Below are 24247 nucleotides of genomic sequence, written 5' to 3'. Positions count from 1 at the left end.
GGCGGCGGGTGATTAAATCAATTTGCCGGCATAATCTTCGATGCCGGGGTTGTCGGCAATGCCTTTCAACGTCGGGTGATTGACTTTTTTAAGCTTCATGTCCGAACGCTGACCGCGTAAGTGGCCGGCGACCACATCCCAAATCAAACGACCATCACCGACTTCCTCCACTTGCCCCCACCCGGCGACGGTGTAGGTTTTGTTCGGTTCAATCGGCGTGCCGTCGTCCAGTTGCATATGGGTAATACGCTGGCCGAGCGAGGCTTTCGGTTCGCAGGTGTAATCCATGCCGCCGAGTCGAACCATGTCACCGCCGGATTGCAGGTAAGGGTCTTTCTGGAAAATGTTCTCGCATACGCCTTCCAAAGTGTCTTTGATTTGCGCACCGGTCAATTCGGCTTTGTAGGTTTCCCCATAGGTCATGGAGGTTTCGTCCATCACGCGTTCCATGGTGATGGTTTCGCCCGCCAGCACCGAGGTGCCCCAACGCACACCTGCAGACATGGCGATTTGGGTGTCGTGTTCTTCGCGCAGGGCATTGACGATGATCTGGTCCCAGGTGCCCATAAAGTTCCCGCGACGGTACAAGGTGTCTTCGGCCACAGCCAGTTCTTCGCTGAGAATCTGTTCATAGGTTTTGCCGAGCCGTTCCGGGTTATAGGCGTATTTCGGATTGCGCGATTCGACAATCGACTTGGTGTATTGCGTTTGACGCAGATTGGTGATGAATTGATCCACGCCGGCATCGGCCGCCAATTCGTTGGAGAAGACCGGCAATAGGCGATAATGCATGCCGCGCAACTTGCCGTTTTGGATGTCCAGGTCCATACAACCGACGAACTTGCCGTTGGAACCGGCGTTGGTCACTCGGCAAACATGGCCGTCCGGAGCTTTCACCGGAATGGCTTTTGGAATGCCGTCGTGCGTGTGGCCGCCGAAAATGGCGTCGATGCCGTTGACGCGTGATGCCATTTTGATGTCCACGTCCATGCCGTTATGAGAAATCATAATCACCGCCGCGACTTTTTCGTTTTCGCGGATGTGATTGACCGTTTCTTGCATGGAATCCTCCCGCAAACCGAAGGACCAATCCGGGAAGTTGGCGCGTGGGTTGGCGTTGGCGGTTCTCGGGAAGGCTTGGCCGATGACGGCGATACGTTCGCCGTTTACCACCTTGACGGTGTAAGGCTTAAACGGCAGAGCGCTGTCTTCGTCGTATAACCCGATGCCACCGTGTTTTTCGGTCATATCGCGGTAGGCATCGCCGAACAGGGAATCTTCTTTGATGCGCATGTTCTGGGCCAGAAATTCGCCTTTGAATTTCTGAATATTGGTCAACACCTCGTCTTCATGGTAGGTGAACTCCCAATGCCCGGTCATGATGTCCACGCCGATCAGGTTTGACGCTTCCACCATGTCTTGACCGCGTGTCCAAAGCGCCGTGCCCGAACCGTGCCATAAATCTCCTCCATCCATTGTCAGGGTATTTTGCTGGCCACCCGCTTGCTCTCTGAGTTTGTCAAGTAGGGTTTTGAGATGGGCGAAGCCGCCCACCTTGCCATATTGTTCCGCCGCATCCTGAAAGTTCAGGAACGAAAACGCATGGGCCAACGGCGTGTTGTCGGCAATGTTCAGTTCTTTCAAGAGCTTGTGGCCGACCACGTGTGGCAGTTGGCCGTAAGCCGGACCGACGCCGAGATTGACGTTGGGTTCGCGGAAATAAACCGGTTTCAATTGCGCATGGGAGTCGGTGATGTGCAGAATGCGAGCGGTGCCTTGCATGGGCACCTGATAGATGTCTTTTGAAATGGCCGTTCCTTTGGGGTGGGAAGACATCGCCAGGCCGGTGCCGGGTAATAGGCCCGCGGCCGCGGCCATGGACATAACGTGTAAAAACTCGCGTCGATTCAGAGACATGGATTGACTCTCCTTTGTTGAGGGCAATTCGGTTAACCTTTTTAGTGGATTCTGGCAACGCCAAATTCGTCAGATCAAGGCGTGAAGTTGCAGGAATGTCTAGACCTTGCAAGACTTCACAACGTGGAGCTGACCGAATTTGGCTAAGCCCCTTCGGGCGGAACTAGAAGACGACATCTTCGTTGTTGTGACTCTTGTCCTTAGGGTAACTAAGGTCAGCGAGCCACGCCTAGAATATGCAGTCTTTTAGTTCCGCAGAATTTCACTAAAGATTAATCGAGTTGCCCTTTAATATTCACTTATTGGATTTGAAACTCAAAACCAGTTTACGAATTTCTCATGAAAACCATATTGGGAGGGTTCCTAAATCGATTAGGGTTTTCCCTAAGTTTTTGAAGATTGAGCCATTTTGGGTGGGAAAACGATTAGCTTTCCGATGATGGGACGGGGTGGTCTTTACCGGCTTCGATGGCGAGTCGAACCAGTTCGGTCACGGTTTTGACGCCGAGTTTCGACATCAGGTTCGCGCGATGCACTTCAATGGTTTTGATGCTTAGGCACAATTGGTCGGCAATGATTTTGTTGGGGTGGCCTTGCAGGACGCCGGTCAATACTTGGGATTCGCGTTTGGAGAGCTGTTCGAAACGGTTTTGCAAGGCATCGGCCTTTTCCTGATGTTTCTGCAAATCGTCGTAATGGTGAATCGCCAGTTGGATACGTTCCAGCATGTGTTGGTCGTTATAGGGTTTTTCGATGAAGTCGAAGGCACCTTCTTTCATGGCGCGAATCGCCATCGGCACGTCGGCGTGGCCGGTGACGATGATGACCGGAAAATCCGGGTCGATGTGTTTGATGGACTGATGCAGTTCCATGCCGTTCAGGCCGGGCATTCGTACGTCGAGCACCACGCACCCGGGCAGGCCTGGTGAAAATTCGTCCAAAAAAGCCTGACCGTTTTCATACAGGCGGGTTTGCAGGTTGACCGATTCCAGCAACCATTCCAACGACTCTCGTACCAGACGGTCGTCGTCCACAACATACACGCAAGGTTCCATCACGCGTTTTCCTCCGAAGTGTTTTTGCGAGCCTTGCCGGCTTCGCACAAGGGTAATTCAAACATAAATTGCGCGCCTTCGTGAGTGTTGCAGACGTGCAATTGGCCGTAATGCGCCTCGACAATGCTGCGGCAAATCGCCAGCCCCAAACCCATGCCGTCTGATTTCGAGGAATGGAAGGCATCGAAAACATGGGGCAACTCCTTTTCCGGAATACCGGGGCCGGTGTCGGACACCAGAATGCGCGCGGTATCGGTTTGAGGATGAATGTCAACCGATACACAGCCGTTTTCCTCGCACGCATCAATGGCGTTGCGAATCAAATTCAGCAAGACCTGTTCGATTTGAACCGGGTCGCCGACGACACAGACATCGCCCTGCAAGGACGGCGGAATCAATGTCACGGCATGTTGCTTGGCTTCCGAGTCCAGCAGTGACAACACGCGTTTCAAAGTGGCATTGAGTTGGAAGGCTTCTTGGCGCCGTGCGCCGGTTTGCACGAATTCGCGCAGGCGACGGATGATATTGGTGGCACGATCAAGACTTTCCAGGGAACGGGTCAGGCCGGTTTTGAGGTGTGACGGCTGGCTGTCTTCCAGGCGCCTCAGGCTTCCGCTGATGTAATTGGTGGCGGCGGTCAGCGGCTGGTTGATTTCATGCGCCAGCCCGGAGGCCATTTCACCGACGGTGAACAGGCGGGTGACTTTGCCGAGTTGAGTGCGATATTTGTCATGCTCGGTTTCGATGTCCTGACGCTCGATGCTGGAGCCAATCCATTGGGTGATGAGGCGCAATAACTCTTCGTCCACTTCGGCCAGTTGCCATTGTGCGATGTTCTGCCCCACGAACACCAGCACGCAGTGCGGTTGACCATTGACCTGTACGGTGAAAGTGATGACCTGGCCGGCGCAAGGCGTGTCGGAAAATTGCAGAATGGCTTGGCTTTTGAATTCCGGCAAGTGACTTTCCAGACATTGTTTCAGTTTGGATTCTTCGGGGATGTCCCCGTCGGAAACGCACAACGACAGCGCCGGGTGTGGGCCGTCGGGCAGTTTGTACAAAAACGCGGCGTCCATGCGGAAATGGCGGCGCGCCAATTGAATCAAACGTAACAGTTTTTCCGATTGGGGGAGACGCGTGTCGACGGAGATTTCGTACACCCCTTGCAGCGCGGCGCGGCTGCGACGTAACGTATCTTCCGCTTTTTCCCGGGCTTCGATGTCTTGTTCCAGCGCTTGGTTGACTTGCGAGAGTTCCACCGTGCGCTCGGCGACTTCTTTTTCCAGGTTGTCGCGGTGTTTGGCGAGTTCGGATTGGGAAACCGCCAGTTTACGGTTGATGCGGCTCATGCGCGCGGAAAAAGCCGACAACATTAGAATCAATACCACAATCAATCCGACGGCGAGGCCGTGTTCCTGCAAGATAGCCTTGAGACTGATCTGTTTGCTCGGTTCGTAAGGTGGCAGTTTCAGGGCGCGAAGCAAACCATGCACGGTGGTGAAGTCTTCGGCGCGGGTCCAGCCATAATGCGGGTTATAGGTGCCGGGCGCGGTGCTTTTGGGCATGGCTTGTAGGGTGCGGGAAACTTGGCGGGCCAGCGCAATGTCGGTGTGTGCCAATCGAATCATCGACCATTCCGGATAGAGAATGCTGCTGTGTAGCAACGGGTAAGGGCCGGTGTGCTGTGGGTGGATGACTTTGATTTGGTTGGCCGGCAGTTTATTTTGGTCTAACAGCGATTCAATCAAACCGGAACGGATAATGCCGATATCGGCTTCTTCATTGATGATGGCGCGAATAATCGCTTCTTGAGACCCGTTGGTGAACAGCAGGTTGAAAAAGTCTTTTTTGGGGGCGATGCCGGCCAATTGCAGTTCCCGCCAGATCATCTGGTAGCCGCCGAATTCCGACGGCGACACCGCCATGACGCTTTGACCCTTCAAGTCGGACAGGCGTTTCAGGTCACTGCGGTCGGCGCGGGTGATGAGTGCGGCACCGAAATGGCTGTAAGGTCGGGTCTCGTAGCGGGTTTGCAAGGTGGCGATGGGGTGGACATCGTCGGTTTTTTCCAGCGCGACGATTTGCGACGGATTGGTGATGGCGAAATCGAGCTGTTGTTTGTTGATGGCGTGGGTCAGGCATTCCGGTCCCATGGGCTTGATGACGAATTGGTGGTTGGGAATCTCTTTGGAAAGCCATTGTGCGGTCTTCGCCCAAAAGGCTTTGTCGGCTTCGGTATTGCGCAAATTCAACACGCCGATGTCGACGATGTCGGCCCGAACGGCGGACAACGGCATCAGCAGGGTGATGGCTAATAACCCGATTGAAATACGTAATGGAAAGGGAGAGTGGAGCAAGAGGTTGGCCTTTTTAAAATGGTTCAATGTCATCGTATTTGCTTTTTTTAGCATATCTATTTTTTTCAGGACGGCAAGGTGGTTTTTGACCAGACCTGGGCAGAATGCTGATTGATAGTGGCCCAAATCCAAGGATAGAAGCCGTTTATGTTGTTCTTAAAAATAATTGATTTAGCTTAAGTTTTATTTGATAGCTGGCGGGCATCTATTGCGTTATACTCGTTGCAAAATATACTACGTATTTTTGATAGAACAATTGATAAAACAAGATTGAACAGGCCCGATGTGAACCCACTGACTCCCCATAAAACCAAACACAAAAAGAACTTGAAACAGACCATGTTGGCGGGAGCGTTGATTACCGCTCTGGCGGTTTTCATCATCACCTTGTTTGCCGCATCACAGATTTTCACCCAGCGTTTCAGTGAGCAAAGCGTGGAAAACGCTGAAAGCCTGAGTCAGCTGTCGTTCGATAACATGTATCAGCTGATGAGCAAAGGTTGGAACCGTGAACAATTGCTGAAATTCCGCGCGGATTTGAAGCAGACTTACCAGGACCACGACATGACCTTTTCGATTTACCGTTCGGATATTGTCAATCGTCAATTCGGCTTTCTGGCGTCGGACGTGTCGGACAGCATGCAGCCGTTTTTTCAGGAAGTGTTGAAATCGAAGAAGCCGATGCAAATCAAACAGGACGAGTGGGTGCGCAGCTTCCGACCATTGGTGGCGCAGAACGCCTGCCTGCAATGTCATACTCAAGCGAAGGTGGGGGATGTGCTGGGGGTGATGGGCATCGAGCAAAACATCGGGCAGGTGTTGAAGCCAGCTCGCAACGAATTTTTGGTTTGGATGCTGCTGTTGATGCCGATTCCGGTGTTATTGGCACTGTGGGTGGGGCGACGTTTTTCGAAAAGCCTGTTGCGCAGTGTGCATGATTTGAACCAGCAGGTGGTGTCCATCAATCAAATCGATGATTTGAAGAAGTTGGCGCACGGCAAATCGGTGTTCGATTACACCGAGTTCGACCAGTTGAATGACAGCTTGAATCAACTGGGAGACAAGATTAAGAACATCGCCATTGACCGCGACATTCTCGACTTTGAAATCCAGTTGCTCGACAAACTGGTGCTGTCGTCGGAAATTGTCAAGGACTGGAAACAACACATCTGTTTGTTGATGGAGGAAATCAACCAGATATTGCCGTTGTACACGTTGTTCGTGGTGTTTCGGACCGATGATGCAGAACAGTATGTCATTGAAGTTTTCTGGTTGGGCAAACCGGAAAAAGCCATTGAAAAAGAACTGGAAGTGCATGCCAAGCAAATTCTCAGCGAAGTGTCGATTTTCGAACAGGGCTCGGTCTTCAAGGTCAATCACAGCTATGCCACCAAAGAGCCGCTGGCGGTTGAGAACCGCATCCAGACGCAAAGCAAGAGTTTGATTCTGGATACGCCGAAAATCGGCGGAGTGGTTGGTTTGGGGGTTAAGACTTTCCCGCCGAAAGATTCCTCCCGTTCCGTGGTGGTGGAAAGTATTTTGACCACCCTGGTGAACGTTATCGGCTCCATCAAGGCCATTAACAAATTCACCAAGGAGCTGGAATATTACGCCACGCGCGACCCGTTGACGCATTTGTTCAATCAGCGGGTGTTTCATGAGATGTTGGCCTATGAGGTGGGGCGTGCACACCGTCATCATTACGATTTCGGTTTGATGTTATTGGACTTCGATAATTTCAAATTGATTAACGACCAGTTCGGTCATGCGTTTGGCGACGAAGTGTTGCAACAGTTTGCCTTGGCGGCCAAAAACGCTTTGCGGGAAGGGGATATTTTCGCACGTTACGGAGGGGATGAATTCTGTGTGATTTTCCCGGAAACCGGTTTTGCGGAAGTGCAGGAACTGGCGCACAAGGTACTGGACGCGACGCACGGCATCGAGTTGCTGGCACCGAGCGGCCAGCCGGTACACATTACCTGTTCCATCGGTATCAGTATGTATCCGGATCATGCACACGACAAGGAAGATTTGTTCATGGTGGCGGACAACATGTTGTACCGTGCCAAGGGTAGCGGCAAAAATGCCATTTCGTATCCGCAGGAAGCCGATTTGGTGGAGGTCTACAAGGAATCCAACGACCAGAGTCTGTTCATCATGAAAGCGCTGGAAACCGGCGAACCGATCGAACCGAATTATCAGCCGATTGTCAGTATGGAAACCGGCGAAATCGAAGTGCATGAACTTTTGATGCGGTTGCGTCAGGATGATGAACTCATCAGCGCCGGGCGTTTTATTGAAACCGCCGAACACATGGGCTTGGTGAATCAGATGGACATGATTCTGATTGATAAAGCCCTGGCGGATGCCAACCGTTCCGGTTATGAGGGCGTGCTGTTTATTAACCTGTCGCCGAAAGCGATTGTGGCCAGTGAGTTCATTCAACGGATTCAGGGCTTGACGGAAACCTATCAGATCGACCACGAACGCATTGTGTTTGAAATCACCGAACGTGAAACCGTGCACAATGTGGCCTTGCTGGAGAAGTTCGTGCGTGAACTGCGCTCGGAAGGCTTCCGCTTCGCCATTGACGATTTCGGTTCCGGCTTTTCGTCTTTCCAATATTTGAAGCGCTTCCCGGTGGATTTCATTAAGATCGAAGGCGAGTTCATCAACAATATGTCCAAAAACGAGATCGACTTGGCGTTTGTGGAAAGCGCCGTGTCGATGGCGAAATCGCTCGGCATTGAAACCATTGCGGAATTCATCGAGAACGAGGAAACCCTCGACTTGGTCAAAAGCCTGGGCATTGACTATGCGCAGGGCTATTTGTTGGCCACGCCGCAACCGGATTTTTCCAAACAGTTGGATGCGGACATCAAAACACGGATTCAAACCCTTTAAAACAACAGGAGAGACGTGATGGAGTTGGCGACGATACAAGCGTTTTTAGGCTGGAGCGTGCTGTTGAATTGGGCGGTGTTGATTGTGTGGGCGGCGATGTTTATCGGCGCTCACGATGTGATCTATCGCTTGCATACCCGATGGTTCGAGTTGGATCGGGCGGCGTTTGACCGTATTCACTATATCGGGATGGCGATTTATAAGCTGGCGATTATTTTGTTTTGCCTGGTGCCGTATTTATCGCTGTTGATTCTGCAAAGCCGTTAAGGGCAAAAACCGCCAGGCCTGGCGGTTTTTACAAACAGTTCGGTTCAAGGGTTAGTCGATTTTGTTGTCGACGTCGGTCTCGTCGCTTAAGCGTGGTACCGAATCGCCGCTGACTTTGAAGAAATCCACCTGGCGGCTCATCTGATAGGCCGCTTCTTTCATTTGCTGCGCGTTCTGCGCGGTTTGCTCCACAATCAAGGCATTTTGCTGGGTGTCTTTGTCCAGGCTGACAATGGCCTGGTTGATGTGCTCCACAGCCTTGGCCTGTTCTTCCGACGAGGTGGTGATTTCGGAAATGATGCTGGTCACTTTGGTGATGACTTCGTTGATTTCACTCAACGATTCCTTGGATTGATTGACGTAATCCGCGCCTTCGTGGATTTTTTGCACGCTGTCTTCAATCAGGGTTTTGATTTGGCGGGCGGCATCAGCCGATTTTTGCGCCAGGTTGCGCACTTCACCGGCGACCACCGCAAAACCACGCCCGTGCTCGCCGGCACGTGCCGCTTCCACGGCGGCGTTCAGGGCTAAGAGGTTGGTCTGGAAAGCGATGCTGTCAATCAGGGTGATGATGTCGGCAATCTGGTTGCTGGATTCGGTGATCTGATCCATCGACTGAACCGCCACTTCATTGATTTGCGCGCCTTTGTGAGCTTTTTCCTGCGCTTGACGCGCCAGGGCATTGGCATTGCGGGCCGAATCGGTGTTCTGGCGGACGGTGGCGGTGATTTCTTCCGTCGAGGCGGAGGTTTCTTCCAGTGTGGCGGCTTGGTTCTGGGTTTTTTCCGAGAAGGCCATGGCGCTTTGAGCCAGCTCTTCCGACATGCGGGAAACGCTTTCGGCACTGTGGTTAATCTGCAAAATGGTGGTGCCGACTTTGTCACAGGTGGTGTGCAGTGCGGAATCCAGGCGTTTGAGGTCGCCGGTCAATTGAATGTCGCTTTTCGGGTCGTAGTTCCCGGAAGCCTGACGACTCAATGCTTCGGAAATATGAGTAATGGCTTCTTCCACCGAGTCCAGTGACTGGTTGATATTGTGTTCCAGTTTTTCGAATTCGCCTTTGACGTCGATGCTGATGCGGCGGTCGAATTTACCGGTGCTCATTTCCGACATCACCAGGTTGATTTCCTCAAAGGACAGTTTCAACGAGTTTACCACCGACTCGGTGTTTTCCAGAATGTGTTTGAAGCGTCCTTCCAGCCCGCTAATGGTTTGGACATCGAACTCGCCTTTTGACAGAGATGAAAGGGTGGTATCCAAAAAGACGATGGTCTGGTTGATGTTTTGCACCGATTGATTGATTGACGTCCTGTTTCAATTCATCGAACACGCCCTTCATTTCGGTGTGAATCGAGACATCGGTATTGCCGCGAGCGACGTTGGCCATGACCGATTGAATTTCTTCAATGGTGTTGGCGAGAAACTGAATATGGTGGTTGAAGTCGGCGGAAATGCGACCGATTTCATCGTTCCCGCGGATGGAAATGGTTTGCGATAAGTCGCCGTCGTTACTGACCCGTTGCATGATTGAGGACATTTCTTTCAACGGACGGTTAATGGCGTTGAAGACCCAATAGGCGACCCCGATGCTGATGGCGATTAAAAATGCCAGAATCACGAAATGGCTGATGAGTGTGGCGTAGAAGGCTTCGTTGACGTCGTCAATGTAAATCCCGGTGCCGAGAATCCAATTCCAGCCGGGAATTTCTTTCACGAACGACATTTTCGGTACCGGTACGGTTTGGTTGGGCTTGGTCCAGAAGTATTCCACATAGCCCTGACCGGATTTTTCGGCGGTTTTGGCCATATTGACGAACAGCAGATTGCCTTTTTTATCTTTGTATTCGCTCAGGTCGGAACCGTCCAGGCTGGGTTTCAACGGGTGCATGATCATGTTGGGATGAAAGTCGTTGATCCAGACGTAGTTGTTGCCATCGTAGCGAAACGAACTGACGATGTCCTTGGCCTCTTTCTGGGCGGCCTCCATCGTGAGCTTGCCTTCTTTGACCTGGTTCTGCAGGGCATGGATTTGCGATGAAATCCCGGTGATGATGGTTTCCACGCGCTCTTTTTTGGCATCCATCATGATTTGTTTTTCGGTGATGCTGTCGTAAATGGTGATGAATGACATCCCGACCAGGGTCACCAATACCAACAAGATGAGTTTTGCTTTAATCGTCAGATTCATTAAACCGTTCATTTGCCTGCCTCTATTACTCTGTCTTGGGTGTGCGTAATTTTTAGTATGTTGTTTTTATTAGGTTTTTTTGGGTTGCTAAAAGTTTGATTTATTAATGTTTATAAGGTTTTTCGTCACTTTCTTTATAGCGCAATTATTTTTGGAAAACGAAGCCTTTCGGTGTTTTTGAGTGAAAAAAATCGTTTTAAGTCAAAATGTTACAGAGATGTCATCTTTTTGGTTCGAGTTTGGAGGTGACGGTAAAAATGGAAGCGGGAATGGTTTTTATTCAGAAAAGGTCAAAAACGCCCAGGCCTGGGCGTTTTGAAAGCGTTTTAAATCATTAATTGATGAATCAATGCTGGGTGTTTTTGGGGGAACGGTTTGGCCGTTTTCCGGATGGGTTTTGGCCGGAACGATTTTGAGACGGCTTACGGTTGGACGCGGGTTTGCGTCTTCGGGAAGGCGCCGGTTTTTTGTTGGATGGGGTGTCGTTTGTAGCACCTTCATTCGCTGTTTGGCCTTGAGGAGCGTTGGTTTTTTTGGGCTTCTTCGGTTTTTTTGGCTTTTTCGGACGGTGGTTCAAACGGGTTTCCGGCAAGTCGGTTTCGGGTTCAAAACCGTCTTCAATATGACGGGGAATTTGTTTTTGAATCAGGTTTTCGATGTCAGACAGTTGTTTGATTTCATCGGCACTGACCAGTGAGATGGCTTGCCCGGTGGCACCGGCGCGACCGGTACGACCGATGCGGTGGACGTAATCTTCGGCCACATTGGGCAAATCGAAGTTAATGACTTGCGGCAGTTGGTCGATGTCCAACCCGCGCGCGGCAATGTCGGTGGCGACCAGTACCTGAATTTTGCCGTCCTTGAATTCACTCAAGGCGCGCGTTCGGGCGGCTTGGCTTTTGTTGCCGTGAATGGCAGCGGCGCGGATGCCTTTGGTTTCCAGCTGACGCGTCAGGCGGTTGGCGCCGTGTTTGGTACGGGAGAACACCAATACCTGAAACCATTTATGTTCTTGAATTAAATGAATCAACAGTGCGGATTTGCGGTTTTTGTCGACCGGGTAAACTTGCTGAGCCACGGTTTCGGCGGTGGAATTGCGGGGTGTGACGGAAATTTCCACCGGGTCTTGAACGAAGCTTTGCGCCAGCTTTCGAATGTCGTTGGAAAAGGTCGCTGAAAATAATAGATTCTGACGGTCTTTCGGTAACAGACGGGCAATGCGTTTTAGATCGTGAATGAAGCCCATGTCGAGCATCCGGTCGGCTTCATCCAATACGAGTATTTCCAATTGATCGAATTTGACGGCGTTTTGGCTGTGCAAGTCGAGCAGACGGCCGGGCGTGGCAATCAGAATGTCCACGCCACCGCGCAGGCGCATCATTTGCGGATTGATTTTGACGCCGCCGAATACCACAGTGGATTTGAGCGGTAAATGTTGGCCGTAAGTGGCCACGCTGTCGGCCACTTGGGCCGCCAGTTCACGTGTGGGCGTCAGAATCAAAGCGCGCGCTTGGTTGGCTTTAGGAGACGGCCCCTTTGATAAGCGTTCCAATATTGGCAACGTAAAACCGGCGGTTTTGCCAGTGCCGGTTTGGGCCGCGGCCATGACGTCTCGTCCTTCCAGAACGGCGGGAATCGCTTGTTGCTGGATCGGGGACGGTGTTTCATAACCTTGCTGTTGAATGGCGTCAAGAATGGGGGTGGATAAACCAAGGGCGTTAAAGCTCATAAAAGATGGATCTCATAAGGGTTGCGTAAGGCGTTGTTTCGGTCAAACAGAGTCAAACAGAAATGAATCGAGGCATTTGCATCGAAAAGGGAACCTAGCTTACCCTAATTTGAGGAATAAAGCGATGTTTAGTTCGATGGCGCTTTGATTGGGAAAGTATTAAGTTGTTGATTATCGGGGAGATACAAAAGTCACCAGGCCTGGTGAAAAGGTTACGTGTTGCGGTGATGGGTTTTGGAAATCGATAAAAAAACCGCTGGTTCGGGGGAGGCCAGCGGTAACGTCTTAGGAGACTCTTTTATGTATTATTCGATTCGATTAAAGCTTATAACGTGGCTTTCTATAAGAAAGCCTTTACGATAAGCCCTTACTGACGAACGCCTTCCAGGTTTAGTTGGAAGTAGACTTCCGTGGACGCCGGCCCCAGATTATACGTAATGCCATAATCCGCCAGTTTGATTAAGGTGGTTCCGGTGAACCCGGCACGGTAGCCGCCCCAAGGATCTTTACCTTCGCCGACTTTGCTGGCTTGGATTTCAATCGGTTTGGTGACGCCGTGCAATGTGAGGTCACCTTTGACGGTCAGAGTTTTGTCGGCGTTTTCGGTGATTTCCGTACTGACGAAGGTCGCTTTCGGGAATTTCTTCACGTCCAGAAAGTCACCGCTGCGCAAGTGCTTGTCGCGCTCGGCATGGTTGGTGTTGACACTGTCGGTGTCGATGCTGACATCCACTTTACTGTTGGATGGCTTTTCGGAATCGTACACGAAAGTGCCGCCAAACTGGTCGAAACGACCGGTCAACCAACTGTAGCCCAAGTGTTGGATTTTAAAATTCACCGAGGCGTGCATGCCTTTGGTGTCGATTTGGTAATTGGCCGGTGCGGCGACAGCCGTAGCCGACAGCCCCAGAGAGGCGATGGAAAGGCCGGTGGCCAAGAAAGTGCGTTTAAGCCAAGTGAGGGTGTTCATAAGGATTCTCCTTTCAATAGTGTTTTAAGATAACGTTGTGTTTGATGGTTCATAAAGTTGTTATTCGTCGGTGGCTTTCAGCATGCGTTTCAAGGTGACATCTTTGTCGATGAAATGATGCTTCAGTGCCGCCAGCATGTGTACGCACGCCAGTGCGATTAAGGTAACGGCAATCCAATAATGGAATTCGCCGGCGATGTCGGCCTGGTTTTCAATGCCCAGCGGATAGGCCGGCACGGTAAACCAGTTGAATACCTCGATGCCGTGACCTTCCGCGGTGGAAATGAAATACCCGCTCACCCCCAAGGCAAACACCAGCAAGTACAACAATGCATGCGCACTGTGGGCGGCGAAGGTGACGAACCGGGAATGGTTGGCGGGTGGTTGTGGGGTTGGGTTGATCCAACGCCACACCAGACGCAACGCCATCAAGCCGACCAACAAGACCCCAAGGCTTTTATGAATCGCCGGGGCGTCGTGGTACCAGGGGCTGTAAAAACTCAGGTCCACCATCCACAGACCCAGTGCAAACAAGCCGATGACCCCCACGGCGATGAACCAGTGCAGTGCGATGCTGATCCAGCCATAGCCGGAAAAACTGTTGGTTAATTTCATGTGCCTGCCTTTGTGTTCGGTTCGAGTTTGTATTGCGTTTCAGCGTTATGAATAGCGTACATTGTTGTTGTATGGTTTAGAATGGTTAAATAATAAAAAGACTTTTTCCAAATAAAGAACAATCGAGCAGGCTTATGAAAAACCGTCACGACAGTTTGGAAGGCATCAGTACCTTTGTGCAGGTGGTGGAATCCGGCAGTTTTACCGAAGCGGCGTCGGTGTTGGGGCATTCGGTGTCGTATATCAGTAAGGAAGTCACCCGTTTGGAAGAGCGGCTGGGCGCACGCTTGTTGAATCGCACCACCCGCAGTTTGAGTTTGACCGACATCGGACGGGTCTATTTCGAAAAAACACGCGGCCTCTTGATGGAAGCGCGTGAAGCCGAAATGAGCATCGACACCTTGCAGCAAAAGCCGGTGGGGCGTTTGAAAGTGAGTTTGCCGGCCAGTTTCGGCCAATCGCACCTATTGCCGGTGGTGGCGACGTATATGCAGCGTTATCCGGACATCAAACTCAATGTGGATTTCAGCAGTCGTCTGGTGGATTTGGCTGGCGAAGGTTTTGACCTGGCGGTGCGGATGGGAGAGTCGAAGGATTCCAACCTGATTAGCCGCAAAATACTCTCGTTTCGAATGATTACGGTGGCCACGCAAGCGTATCTCGACGAACACGGTACACCGCAGCACCCGAATGACTTACGCACGCATCAGGCGGTGAAGTACCTGTATAACCAGGTGCCGATTACCTGGGAATATGTGAATGAAAAAGGCGAGGTCATCAATGTCGATATCGGGCATATTGCCGAAACCAATAACCTGCAGATGCAGCAGACGTTGGTCAGTGCCGGCGTCGGCATCGGGCGTTTGCCGGAATTTCTCTGTCAGCCTTTGATTGAGCAGGGTGAACTGGTTGAGGTGTTGGCCGAATACGAACTGCCGCCTCATGGTGTGTATGCGGTGTTTCCGCATCGTCACTATTTGTCGGCCAAGGTTCGCGCTTTTGTGGATTTATTGACCGAACATTTCAGCCCGAAAGGTAAAAAGGCGGCTATAAAATCGTCGTCATCCATTCACGAGTAAAACACGCCTTATGACCAGGCCTGGCGGTTTTTCAGAAAAGGTTCTCAAGCGCTTTATCGAGCGTTGGGTATTGGAAGCGGAATCCGGCTTTCGTCAATTGATTGGGCACCACCGCTTGGCTGACGGTCAGCACCTGTGCGCCGTCACCGAGCAGTAACCGCAATTGCCAGCGGAAAACCGGCAACCAGAAAGGGCGGTGTAGCCGGTGGGCCAATTGACGACCGAATTCGGCTTGCGAGACCGGTTGCGGGCTGGTGAGGTTGAAGGTGCCGTGCATCTCCGGATGGTCGAGCGCAAATAAAAATCCTTGTGTCAGGTCATCAATGTGCACCCAGGAAAAACATTGCTGGCCACCGGCAATCGGGCCGCCGAGCCCCAGTTTAAACGCGGGCAGCATTTTCCCCAAAGCGCCGCCATGCGCCGCCAGCACGACGCCGAACCGAAAGGTGACCAGTCGCTCCGGTGCGGCGAGTTTCTGGGTGGCTTTTTCCCAGGCCTGGACCAAATCGCCGAAAGCATTCTGTCCGGCGTCGGTGTGCGATTCGTCCAATGGATGGTCGCAATCGGATTCCGGATAGAAACCGATGGCCGAAGCGGCGATGACCCGTTTAGGCGGTTCGTCCAGCGATTGCAGCACTTTGGCCAGTTGGTGGTTGACATCCACCCGGCTTGTCCAAATGCGTTTTTGGTGTGCGGCGGTCCAACGTTGGCCGATATTGGCCCCGCTCAGTTGTATCAGGCAGTCGAGGCCATTGAGTTCGGCTGCCAAGTCAAATCCGGGATCGAACGCCTCACGACCATAAACTTTGACGTTATGGCCATGCCGTTCGAGTTGCGGTTTCAGGTAAGAACCGACCAGGCCGGTGCCGCCCAAAATCACGATGCGCATGCGGATTACTCCGTGTTGTTCGAACTGTTTTCCGGTGGATCCGGCACGAATTTCAGCACATTGCCGTTGATGCAGTAGCGCTTATGGGTCGGCGGCGGGCCGTCGTTGAACACGTGGCCTAAGTGGATGCCGGAGCTGGCACTGCGGACTTCAATGCGGTGCATGCCGTGGCTGAAATCTTCATGTTCGGTGATGGCGCCTTCCACTGGATTGAAAAAGCTCGGCCACCCGGAACCGCTCTCGAATTTGGTGTCGCTGCGGAACAGCGCGGCGCCGGTGATGAGGTCCACAAAGGTGCCGGGGCGTTTTTCATCGAGATGCGAACCGGTAAAGGCCTGTTCTGTGCCTTGCTCGAAGGCGATTCGGCGTTGTTCCGGCGTCAGCAAGCGGAAGCCGATCCATTTCCAGAAACGGGCTTTATCGCCGTTATAACCGGTGAATCGCGATACCTCTTGGCCGTCTTCAAACAACACGATGGTCGGGGTGGCGAATAAAGTTTTTTCCAGTGTCCAGCCTTCCGGCGGATTGGGGTTCAAGGTGGTGGTGACGTCCACATCGGCTTGCCAGTCGTCGAGGATTTCCGCTTTGAACTGTTTGCAAAAAGCGCAGTCTTCGGCCTCGAACACCACCAGCTGGCGCGTTTGATTCAAATCACTGCCTTGCAAGCGCGGGGCCGGCGGTTCGCTTTTCGGCATCGGTGATTTGCCGTCGCCGGGGTATTTCACGCCGGTGCCGCCCAGACCACAGTAGCCGTTGGGGTTTTTCTGCAAATAATCCTGATGGTATTCCTCGGCAGTAATGTAGTTGTGCAACGGCGCGATTTCGGTGGTGATTTTCGGGTAACCGGCCTGTGTCAGAGCGCTTTGGTAGGCCGCTTCGGTCTGTTTGGCGACGGCGGTTTGCGCGTCGTTATGGGTGTAGATGGCACTGCGGTAATTGGTGCCGACATCGTTGCCCTGGCGGTCGCCTTGGGTTGGATCGTGATTTTCCCAAAAATGAATCAGAATGGTTTCCAAATCGACTGTTTGCGGATCGAAGGTGACCTTGATGACTTCGGCATGGTTGCGCTGGTCGGTTTTGCCGTAGCGGATTTCTTTTTCCAGGCCGAGCACGTCGTAATAACCGGCCTTTTCGGCATCACCGCCGGCGTAGCCGCTTTCGACGTCAACGACCCCGGGAATTTCACTCATGCGTTTTTCGGCGCCCCAGAAACAACCCATTCCCAGAACGATGTAATCGGTGTTTTCGGCAGTTGGCGTGTTCATTTCCGGCTCCTTGGCACAGGCACTTACCGACAGGGTGGCGGCGAGAGCCAGTAGGGTTAACAGTTTGCGTAACATGGCGGTTCCTTTTTCTGTATCCGTTTACTCATTAGACCGCGGCAAGCGTGAAATCTTTCCCCGGATTGCTTGAGGAACCCTGACGATGCTGAATCGATTTAACGCGAATCTTTTTGCAGCGTCGTTAAATCTTTTAATACGATGGCGACGTGGGCTTCCGGGTCGACATCACGATAAATTCTAACGATTTTTCCATCCGGGTTGATGATGAAACTGTGACGTTTCGCCAGTTTGAATAAAAAATAGTCGCCGAGCGAACCATATTGTTCGGCCACTTTGCCGTCCGGGTCGGACAGCAGGTTAAACGGCAGTTGGTGTTTTTCGGCAAAGGCTTGGTGGCTGGCGGAATCGTCCAGGCTGACACCGAGAATCTCCGCCTGACGTTGAATCAAGCGGTTGATATTGTCGCGAAAACTACAGGCTTCGGTGGTGCAGCCGGGCGTGTCGTCCTTTGGATAAAAATACAAGACGACCCATTGACCCCGGTAATCCGATAAACGGACAGTGTCGCCTTTTTGATTGGTTAAGGCGAAATCCGGTGCACTTTCGCCGACGGCGAGTGACGCACTCCAAGCGAAAGGAGTGAAACAAAACGCCAGGAAAAGCATTGTCAGGGGTGTCCAGTAAAGCGCGAATCGTGGTGTCATCCGATGGCCTCGTTGTAATCGGTAGGAATGAATATAGGTTCCATCTTACAGGTTCGGTGGCCGCTGTAAAGAGGAGAAGTGGGTCATAGTGGGAGCAAGGGGACATAATGGTTTTTTGTTCGCGATGAGACAAAAATTGTTATACTTAAAACCACGAACGATTTGAAGAGTTTGAAACGTTTTTCAATTTAAAATCAAAGGGTTTGGCGATGATCAAAGCAAGGGTGAATCCCAATTCCGGATGGCATTGGGTGTATTACTGGGCCATTGCCTTGATAGGCGCGGGCGCCCTGTGTTTTCAATTGTATGTCGGGGTTGAGCAAACCGAAAAACGTTTCGACCAGAAAATTCAAACCCTGTCGGAAGGCGTGCGCGGTTCCTTTTATGATATGGAACGTCACCTGAAGGAAAGTTATAACTTTCTGTTATTGCACTATGGTCAAAACCCGCAATTGACTGAGTTGGTTCACCCGCAAAACCGCCAAGCGCTCTACGATTTTCTCAAACCGGAATACGATGCGATGCGGCAGTTGCAACCGAATCTGTTCGTCATGCATTTTATCGACCCCAATAATGTCACCATTCTGCGGATGCACCGTCCTGAGTTCGCTGGTGACGATTTGACGGAAGTGCGCCCGATTGTGGCGGCCGTCAATCAAAGCCGTAAACAGGCCAGTGGCTTTGAGACCGGCCGCAACGGGTTTGCGTATCGCATCACCAGCCCGTTGTTTGACGCCGATAAACATTATCTCGGCGTATTGGAATTCGGGGTGCGCCCGGAATATTTCATCCATCGTCTGAATCATCAGTTTGCCATCAAATCGCAGGTACTGGTCAAGTCCGAGAAATTGCAGCCCTTGGAACACAAAGCAACGTATCCGATTGTCGGTGACTATTCTGTGGTTTATACCGATCCGATTTTCAACCATCTGCCCGTGGACGAAAACAAAGTTTCTCAACTGATACACCGGCATGATCGGACCTATCTGGTGGTGACCGGTGTGCATCTCGGGTCTTTTGATGGTGAGCCGGTCGCCAAGTTTCAGATGCTGGAAGACATCACCGACTTCTATCAAACCCATTTGCGAAACCTCTGGGGGCAAATCATTTTAAGCGGTTCGGCCTTGTTGGTCTTTCTGGTCTTGCTGTATTTGATTTTGCGCAGTTACAGCCGTCGCTTGATAGCGACGTTGAATGAAATTGATGTACTGCAGCATAAAAACAAAGTCATCAGGCACGCCAGTGAAGTGGATGAACTGACCAAGGCCTATAACCGCCGTTATTTCAATAAGCAGTTGTATTGGTTGATTCAACAGCTTGACCGTCGCGAACCGGTGTCGATTTTGTTTTACGACATTGACCATTTCAAGAAAATCAACGACACCCACGGCCATTTGGTGGGGGATGAGATTCTCAAAGGGTTGACGCGATTTGTACGCAACCACATTCGTTCCGATGATGATTTGGTTCGCTGGGGCGGTGAAGAGTTCGCGGTGATTTTACGTAAGGTCGGGTTGCGAGAGGCGGTTGAAAAGGCTGAAGCCTTACGCCTCGGTGTTGAACAGATTACTTGGACGCATGACATCCAATTCACCATCAGTATCAGTGTGGTTCAACTGCACGCTCAGCACACACCTAAAGACGTACAGGGACAGTTGGACAAGCTGCTGTATCAAGCCAAGCAATCCGGACGTAATCGCGTCGAACATTGATGCGTAATCGACTAGCGTTTTTCTGCAATGGAGGCGTGGTTTTGATTGGTATCCGGTCGGCTTAACCGTCGGCCGTCGCGGGCATTCAATGTCATGAGATAAAAATTGACCAGGCCTGCGGTCAACTCCAGCATTTGAACACCGTAAAACAGTTCGTCGAACTCACCGATATCCGCTTTGTGGGCGAGAAACACCGCCGACGGTAACAGAATCAGCAGGCCGTTCAAGGCAATGATGGGCATGCGTTTCAATTTGCGCTCAATCAGACGATTTTGGCGGCCGCAACTCAGGCGAAATCCACTGATGCCGGCGGTGATGATCGACGGAATCAAAATCGTCATCCCATAGAGAATATATGTTTTGACGAATTGAATGTCATCTGGACCGCCAAGGGTTTCCGACAGCAGGGTGCTGGTCCAAAAAATCAAAATCAAGCACCAGGCGAGACTGGCACTGGTAATGTGTATCCATCGTGTCATGGTATGTTCCTTTTCGTGTTGAGGTGGTGTTTACCGGTTTTTTTAGCGCAATTAGGCCGGTGGTGTTTCGTGTAAGTCTTTCAGTTTTTCCAACACCCTTAGTGTTGTTTGTAAATCGGTCGAGGAAAAAGCTTGTTCAATGTTTTCCAAGTGGCGATGCCAACCGTTCTGTATCTGCTGATAGCGGGCTTTTCCTTCGTCGGTGAGCTGGTAAAGCGGTGAACGCTTGTTCATCGGGTTGGGGTGTTTTGCCACGAGAGATTCCGCTTCCAGCAGGTTCAATTGCTTCAGCGCGCCTTGACGGGTGACGCCCATGCTGTTCGCCATTTGCGGGGCGGTCATCGGGTGATCCGAAAACACCAAAGCCCCCAGCATTTGCCACCGCGCACTGGTTAGGCCGAATTGCCCGGTCAATCCGTCTCCCCAATGAAGCAGTTGTCCGTTGGCACGAAATATCTGAATAACCGTATCGGTAATGAGCGTTTGCTTGCTGTTTGGCATGTGACCTCCTGAATACCATGTTGACAACTAGTTTACATAATGAAAACCAGTTGTCAATATAGGCGGTGTTTTGGGATCTATATGTCAATAATAGATTTAAGGTGAGGGTGATTAAGCTTTATTTGGAAAGACTGTTGTGCCGAATAGCCACTTTATTCCGGCGTCGTTTTTTGGCGTAATAGGCTTTAACCAAACATAACTCAACATAATCCCATATACCCCAGAAAATATTTCGAGAAAGCCCATGAGTCACTATTCCTTGCAAACCCTGATGAACCATTTAAGTCGGTTCGAAAAAACGCCACAGACCATGCCTGTTTTGTTTGTTGGGCACGGTAACCCGATGAATGCGGTTACGGAAAACGATGTCACCCGAAATTGGCAAGCTATCGGCCAGGCATTGCCGAAACCGAAAGCGATTTTATCGATTTCAGCGCATTGGATTACGCCGGGCAAAACTCAGGTGTTGACGGCGCCCAAACCGGAAACCATTCATGACTTTTATGGTTTTCCCCCCGTCTTGTTCGAGCAACAATATCCGAGTGATGGCGCGCCGGCCTTGGCCGAACAGACCCAACAGCTGGCACCAGACACAGTGACCCTGACCGACGAGTGGGGCTTGGATCACGGGACCTGGTCGGTGTTGTTGTCGATGTTTCCGAAGGCGGAGGTGCCGGTGTATCAACTCAGTATCGATTATCGAAAACCACCGGCGTTTCATTATGAATTGGCGGCACGTTTGAAGGACCTGCGCAAGCGGGGCGTTCTGGTGATGGCCAGCGGTAATGTGGTGCATAATCTGTCGCAGGTCCAATGGCAAGAGAAGCCCGCCTTTGACTGGGCGTTGGAATTCAATGAGCGGGTCAAAATGGCGGTGTCGGAGCGGGACGATGCGACTTTGATTGATTTCAAAGGCTTTGGCGCTTTAGGAAAACAGGCGCACCCGACCTATGATCACTATTTACCGCTTTTATACAGCTTGGGACTTCGCGATGTGCGCGATGAGGTGTATTTCTTCAATGATGTTATCGACATGAGCTCGGTGTCGATGTTGTCGTTCGTGTATCTGCCGAGTTAATCAGAAACTACCAGGCCTGGTGAATTTGGTGAATTTGATTTGTTTTGGGTTTTAACTTGTTTGGCTCTTTTTTGTTGTCGCTTGAGCGTTCGAGAAAATATAATGCTCTGGGCCCGCCGTGATGCTTGGATTGAGCGCGGGTGCGAATCCTAAAAAGAGCGAAAACGAAATATGCCAAAAGCGAATGAATTGAAAAAAGGCATGGTGGTTGAGATTAACGACCAGCCGTATGTGGTGAAAACCGTCGATTGCAAAAGCCCGTCGTCACGTGGCGCGGCGACTCTGTATAAAGTGCGTTTCAATAACGTCAAAACCGGCCAGAAGCTGGATGAGTCCTTCAAGGGCGACGACTTTTTGAAGGAGCTCGACTGCCAGCGGGTGCCGGTGCAGTTCAGTTACATGGACGGTGAAAACTATGTGTTCATGAACTTGCAGGACTTTTCGCAATACACCATGTCGCCGGAAGACTTGGAAGGCCAAACCGGCTATTTGTATGAGGCGCTGGAAGGGATTGAAGCCTTGGTGCTGGACGAACAGGTGATTGCGATTGAATTGCCGATTGCCGTCGCGTTGGAAATTGTCGAGACGGCGCCGGGCATGAAAAGTGCATCCGCCACCAGCCGAACCAAACCGGCGACTTTGAGTACCGGTTTGGAAATCCAGATTCCGGAATACATCGAACCGGGTGAAACCGTAAAGGTGAACTCCGAGACCGGCAAGTACATGAGTCGCGCTTAATCCGCTGAGAATACCGTCGACCGTCTTCGAAATTTTTTATATTAGAGTTTGCTTAAAAGGTGTTGGTTTAGAACGCTTTTTTTGCAAATTTCTTGCACAATTCTGATTTCGCATTGTTTTTTCTATCTTTTTATCTGCACATTTCGGCCTGATCTTGATTTCACAAAATCGTTTATTTCCTTTGCATTGATAGGGTTTATTCAGCATAAATAAAAACTATTTGCATCTAAAATGGCGCCAAGGCTAAGTTGTTTATCGTATCTTTTTGAAATTTGAAACTGTTTGAAAAGGTGCGAACGTTTGGTTGCGCACGATAAGCACTTTAGACAAGGCGTTGCGTCTCAACCCTTATCCCGTGTCTGTTGAATCGGCCAGCGGGAAACATAACCATAATCAAAGAGGAAAACGGTATATGAAACGAAGAGACCTGTTAAAACTGGGCGCCCTGGCGGGCGCCAGCTTACTCACCGGTTGCAGTACGGCCGCCGCAGTCCGTTCCGGACCGGCTTCGGCTGGGCGAGTGGTCGTGGTCGGTGGTGGGCCGGGCGGTATTTCCGCCGCTCAGAACATCAAGAAAGCCAATCCGAATATTGAGGTGACGCTGGTCGAAAAGAACGCCGATTATTCAACCTGCTTCGGCAGTAACTGGGTGCTGGGCGGAATTGTCGGCATCGACGACATTACGTTCAATTATAAGACGCTGCAGCAAAAGCACGGCATCAACGTTGTGCACGATGAAGTCATCGGTGTCGATCCGGACAAGCAGTTGGTGCGTTTGGCCATGGCCTCGAAACCGTTGGCTTATGACCGCTTGGTGGTCTCGCCAGGCATTTCCTTCAAGTGGGATACCATCGAGGGGTTGGATGAATCGACGGCATATCAAGTGCCGCATGCCTGGAAAGCGGGTTACCAAACGTTGATTTTGAAATCTCAATTGCAGGCGATGCCCGACAATGGGGTGATGGTGATGGCGGCGCCGCCGAACCCGTTCCGTTGCCCTCCCGGGCCTTATGAGCGTGCCAGTATGATTGCGACCTTCATGAAAGCGCATAAACCGAAAGCGAAATTGATTATTCTGGATTCAAAAGACAAGTTCTCGAAACAAGGTATGTTCACTGCCGGTTGGGAAGAATATTACGGTTACGGTTCGGATGATGCGATGATTGAATGGGTTTCGAAATCGAACGGCGGTGAAGTGACTCGTGTGGACCCGAAAACCAAGGAAGTGGTTACCGCTAATGGTCAGACGATTAAAGCGGATGTGGTGAATTACATTCCGTCGCAAACCGCGAACACGACGGCGAAACGCATGGGCTTGACCGATGCGTCCGGCTGGTGTCCGGTGAATCAGGAAACGTTTGAATCCACTTTGGTGCCGAACATTCATGTGTTGGGGGATGCCAGTGTGGCCAGCCCGATGCCGAAGTCCGGTTTCTCGGCGAATTCGCAAGGCATGGTGTGCGGAGCGGCTGTTGCCGCTTTGTTGGCCGGTCATCAGCCGAATGCCAATGCGACGATGGGGAATCAGTGTTATTCATTGGTGACGCCGGATTACGGCATTTCCGTGGCGGCAGGTTATAAGTTGGAACAAAGCAAAATCGTTAAAACCAGCGGTGGTCTCTTCCCGAAAGACGGCAGTTTTGCCAAGGAAGCGCGTTCGGCGCACGGTTGGTATGCCGGGATTACCGGTTCTTTGTTCAAGTAGACTCGCGAGCTTCCTAAGCCACGCTTTCCGTGTTCGGAAAGCGTTTTCAACACCCGCTTCGGCGGGTTTTTTTAGGC

Annotated in this window: 20 protein-coding genes; 7 read left to right on the top strand and 13 right to left on the bottom strand. The window is 51.4% G+C overall.

The annotated features are described in order from the left end of the window. Nucleotides 1–12: 12 nt before the first annotated feature. The 3 genes from AYJ59_RS09410 to AYJ59_RS09400 form a co-directional block, all read right to left on the bottom strand. A complete protein-coding gene (locus AYJ59_RS09410; protein ID WP_127119961.1) occupies nt 13–1917 on the bottom strand; it encodes a 5'-nucleotidase C-terminal domain-containing protein in 1905 nt (634 codons plus the stop codon). Nucleotides 1918–2342: 425 nt separating this feature from the next. Continuing rightward, complete coding sequence (locus AYJ59_RS09405) at nt 2343–2972, bottom strand: response regulator transcription factor (protein ID WP_029937619.1); 630 nt, start codon at nt 2970–2972, stop codon at nt 2343–2345. Next, a complete protein-coding gene (locus AYJ59_RS09400) occupies nt 2972–5362 on the bottom strand; it encodes a sensor histidine kinase (protein WP_164730761.1) in 2391 nt (796 codons plus the stop codon). Before AYJ59_RS09400 ends, AYJ59_RS09405 begins: the two co-directional genes overlap by 1 nt. Before the next feature lie 252 nt (nt 5363–5614). On the opposite strand from AYJ59_RS09400, the gene AYJ59_RS09395 reads away from it, so the two are divergent. Both AYJ59_RS09395 and AYJ59_RS09390 read left to right on the top strand, forming a co-directional pair. Next, nucleotides 5615–8233 carry a putative bifunctional diguanylate cyclase/phosphodiesterase gene (locus AYJ59_RS09395; RefSeq protein WP_237260317.1) on the top strand — a complete coding sequence of 873 codons (2619 nt, stop codon included), beginning with the start codon at nt 5615–5617 and terminating at the stop codon, nt 8231–8233. A gap of 18 nt (nt 8234–8251) precedes the next feature. After that, complete coding sequence (locus AYJ59_RS09390) at nt 8252–8500, top strand: DUF6868 family protein (RefSeq protein WP_029937622.1); 249 nt, start codon at nt 8252–8254, stop codon at nt 8498–8500. A 51-nt stretch (nt 8501–8551) separates the two neighbouring features. Here AYJ59_RS09390 and AYJ59_RS09385 read toward each other — a convergent pair whose 3' ends face one another. The 5 genes from AYJ59_RS09385 to AYJ59_RS09365 all read right to left on the bottom strand — a co-directional run bounded on the left by AYJ59_RS09385 (nt 8552) and on the right by AYJ59_RS09365 (nt 14002). After that, nucleotides 8552–9790 carry a methyl-accepting chemotaxis protein gene (locus AYJ59_RS09385; protein ID WP_206197871.1) on the bottom strand — a complete coding sequence of 413 codons (1239 nt, stop codon included), beginning with the start codon at nt 9788–9790 and terminating at the stop codon, nt 8552–8554. After that, a complete protein-coding gene (locus AYJ59_RS09380; RefSeq protein WP_127119959.1) occupies nt 9705–10700 on the bottom strand; it encodes a cache domain-containing protein in 996 nt (331 codons plus the stop codon). The genes AYJ59_RS09385 and AYJ59_RS09380 overlap by 86 nt, the downstream gene beginning before the upstream one ends. A gap of 334 nt (nt 10701–11034) precedes the next feature. After that, nucleotides 11035–12417: a DEAD/DEAH box helicase gene (locus tag AYJ59_RS09375; RefSeq protein ID WP_127119958.1), complete on the bottom strand. Its 1383-nt coding sequence runs from the start codon at nt 12415–12417 to the stop codon at nt 11035–11037. Nucleotides 12418–12784: 367 nt separating this feature from the next. After that, nucleotides 12785–13387 (bottom strand): YceI family protein, encoded by a 603-nt coding sequence (locus tag AYJ59_RS09370; RefSeq protein ID WP_029937625.1) that lies wholly within the window; start codon nt 13385–13387, stop codon nt 12785–12787. Between the two features lie 60 nt (nt 13388–13447). Continuing rightward, nucleotides 13448–14002 (bottom strand): cytochrome b, encoded by a 555-nt coding sequence (locus AYJ59_RS09365; protein ID WP_127119957.1) that lies wholly within the window; start codon nt 14000–14002, stop codon nt 13448–13450. A 134-nt stretch (nt 14003–14136) separates the two neighbouring features. Between AYJ59_RS09365 and AYJ59_RS09360 the strand changes: the two genes are divergently transcribed. Next, entirely contained in the window at nt 14137–15081 is a 945-nt protein-coding gene (locus AYJ59_RS09360) for a LysR family transcriptional regulator (RefSeq protein ID WP_127119956.1), read from the top strand. A gap of 31 nt (nt 15082–15112) precedes the next feature. Here the strand turns inward: AYJ59_RS09360 and AYJ59_RS09355 are convergent, their stop codons facing one another. The 3 genes from AYJ59_RS09355 to AYJ59_RS09345 form a co-directional block, all read right to left on the bottom strand. Further along, complete coding sequence (locus AYJ59_RS09355; RefSeq protein ID WP_127119955.1) at nt 15113–15970, bottom strand: TIGR01777 family oxidoreductase; 858 nt, start codon at nt 15968–15970, stop codon at nt 15113–15115. A gap of 5 nt (nt 15971–15975) precedes the next feature. Continuing rightward, on the bottom strand, nt 15976–17310 hold the full coding sequence (gene msrA, locus AYJ59_RS09350; RefSeq protein ID WP_127119954.1) for a peptide-methionine (S)-S-oxide reductase MsrA: 1335 nt from the start codon (nt 17308–17310) through the stop codon (nt 15976–15978). A gap of 98 nt (nt 17311–17408) precedes the next feature. Next, a complete protein-coding gene (locus tag AYJ59_RS09345) occupies nt 17409–17957 on the bottom strand; it encodes a peroxiredoxin (protein WP_206197870.1) in 549 nt (182 codons plus the stop codon). Between the two features lie 209 nt (nt 17958–18166). Between AYJ59_RS09345 and AYJ59_RS09340 the strand changes: the two genes are divergently transcribed. Continuing rightward, nucleotides 18167–19669: a sensor domain-containing diguanylate cyclase gene (locus AYJ59_RS09340; RefSeq protein WP_127119953.1), complete on the top strand. Its 1503-nt coding sequence runs from the start codon at nt 18167–18169 to the stop codon at nt 19667–19669. An 11-nt stretch (nt 19670–19680) separates the two neighbouring features. Here the strand turns inward: AYJ59_RS09340 and AYJ59_RS09335 are convergent, their stop codons facing one another. Beyond that, nucleotides 19681–20148, bottom strand: coding sequence for a hypothetical protein (locus tag AYJ59_RS09335; protein ID WP_127119952.1), 468 nt, complete (start codon nt 20146–20148; stop codon nt 19681–19683). Nucleotides 20149–20199: 51 nt separating this feature from the next. Continuing rightward, nucleotides 20200–20649, bottom strand: coding sequence for a MarR family winged helix-turn-helix transcriptional regulator (locus tag AYJ59_RS09330; RefSeq protein WP_127119951.1), 450 nt, complete (start codon nt 20647–20649; stop codon nt 20200–20202). Between the two features lie 244 nt (nt 20650–20893). Between AYJ59_RS09330 and ygiD the strand changes: the two genes are divergently transcribed. The 3 genes from ygiD (at nt 20894) to AYJ59_RS09315 (ending at nt 24170) form a co-directional block, all read left to right on the top strand. Next, nucleotides 20894–21727 (top strand): 4,5-DOPA dioxygenase extradiol, encoded by an 834-nt coding sequence (gene ygiD, locus AYJ59_RS09325; protein ID WP_127119950.1) that lies wholly within the window; start codon nt 20894–20896, stop codon nt 21725–21727. Nucleotides 21728–21898: 171 nt separating this feature from the next. Beyond that, on the top strand, nt 21899–22465 hold the full coding sequence (gene efpL, locus AYJ59_RS09320; RefSeq protein ID WP_127119949.1) for an elongation factor P-like protein EfpL: 567 nt from the start codon (nt 21899–21901) through the stop codon (nt 22463–22465). A gap of 412 nt (nt 22466–22877) precedes the next feature. After that, nucleotides 22878–24170: an NAD(P)/FAD-dependent oxidoreductase gene (locus AYJ59_RS09315; RefSeq protein ID WP_127119948.1), complete on the top strand. Its 1293-nt coding sequence runs from the start codon at nt 22878–22880 to the stop codon at nt 24168–24170. The last annotated feature ends 77 nt before the right edge of the window (nt 24171–24247 follow it).

The organism is Thiomicrospira sp. S5, from assembly GCF_003991075.1.
Classification (GTDB): Bacteria; Pseudomonadota; Gammaproteobacteria; order Thiomicrospirales; family Thiomicrospiraceae; genus Hydrogenovibrio; species Hydrogenovibrio thermophilus.
This window is presented reverse-complemented; position numbering and strand designations above follow the sequence as displayed.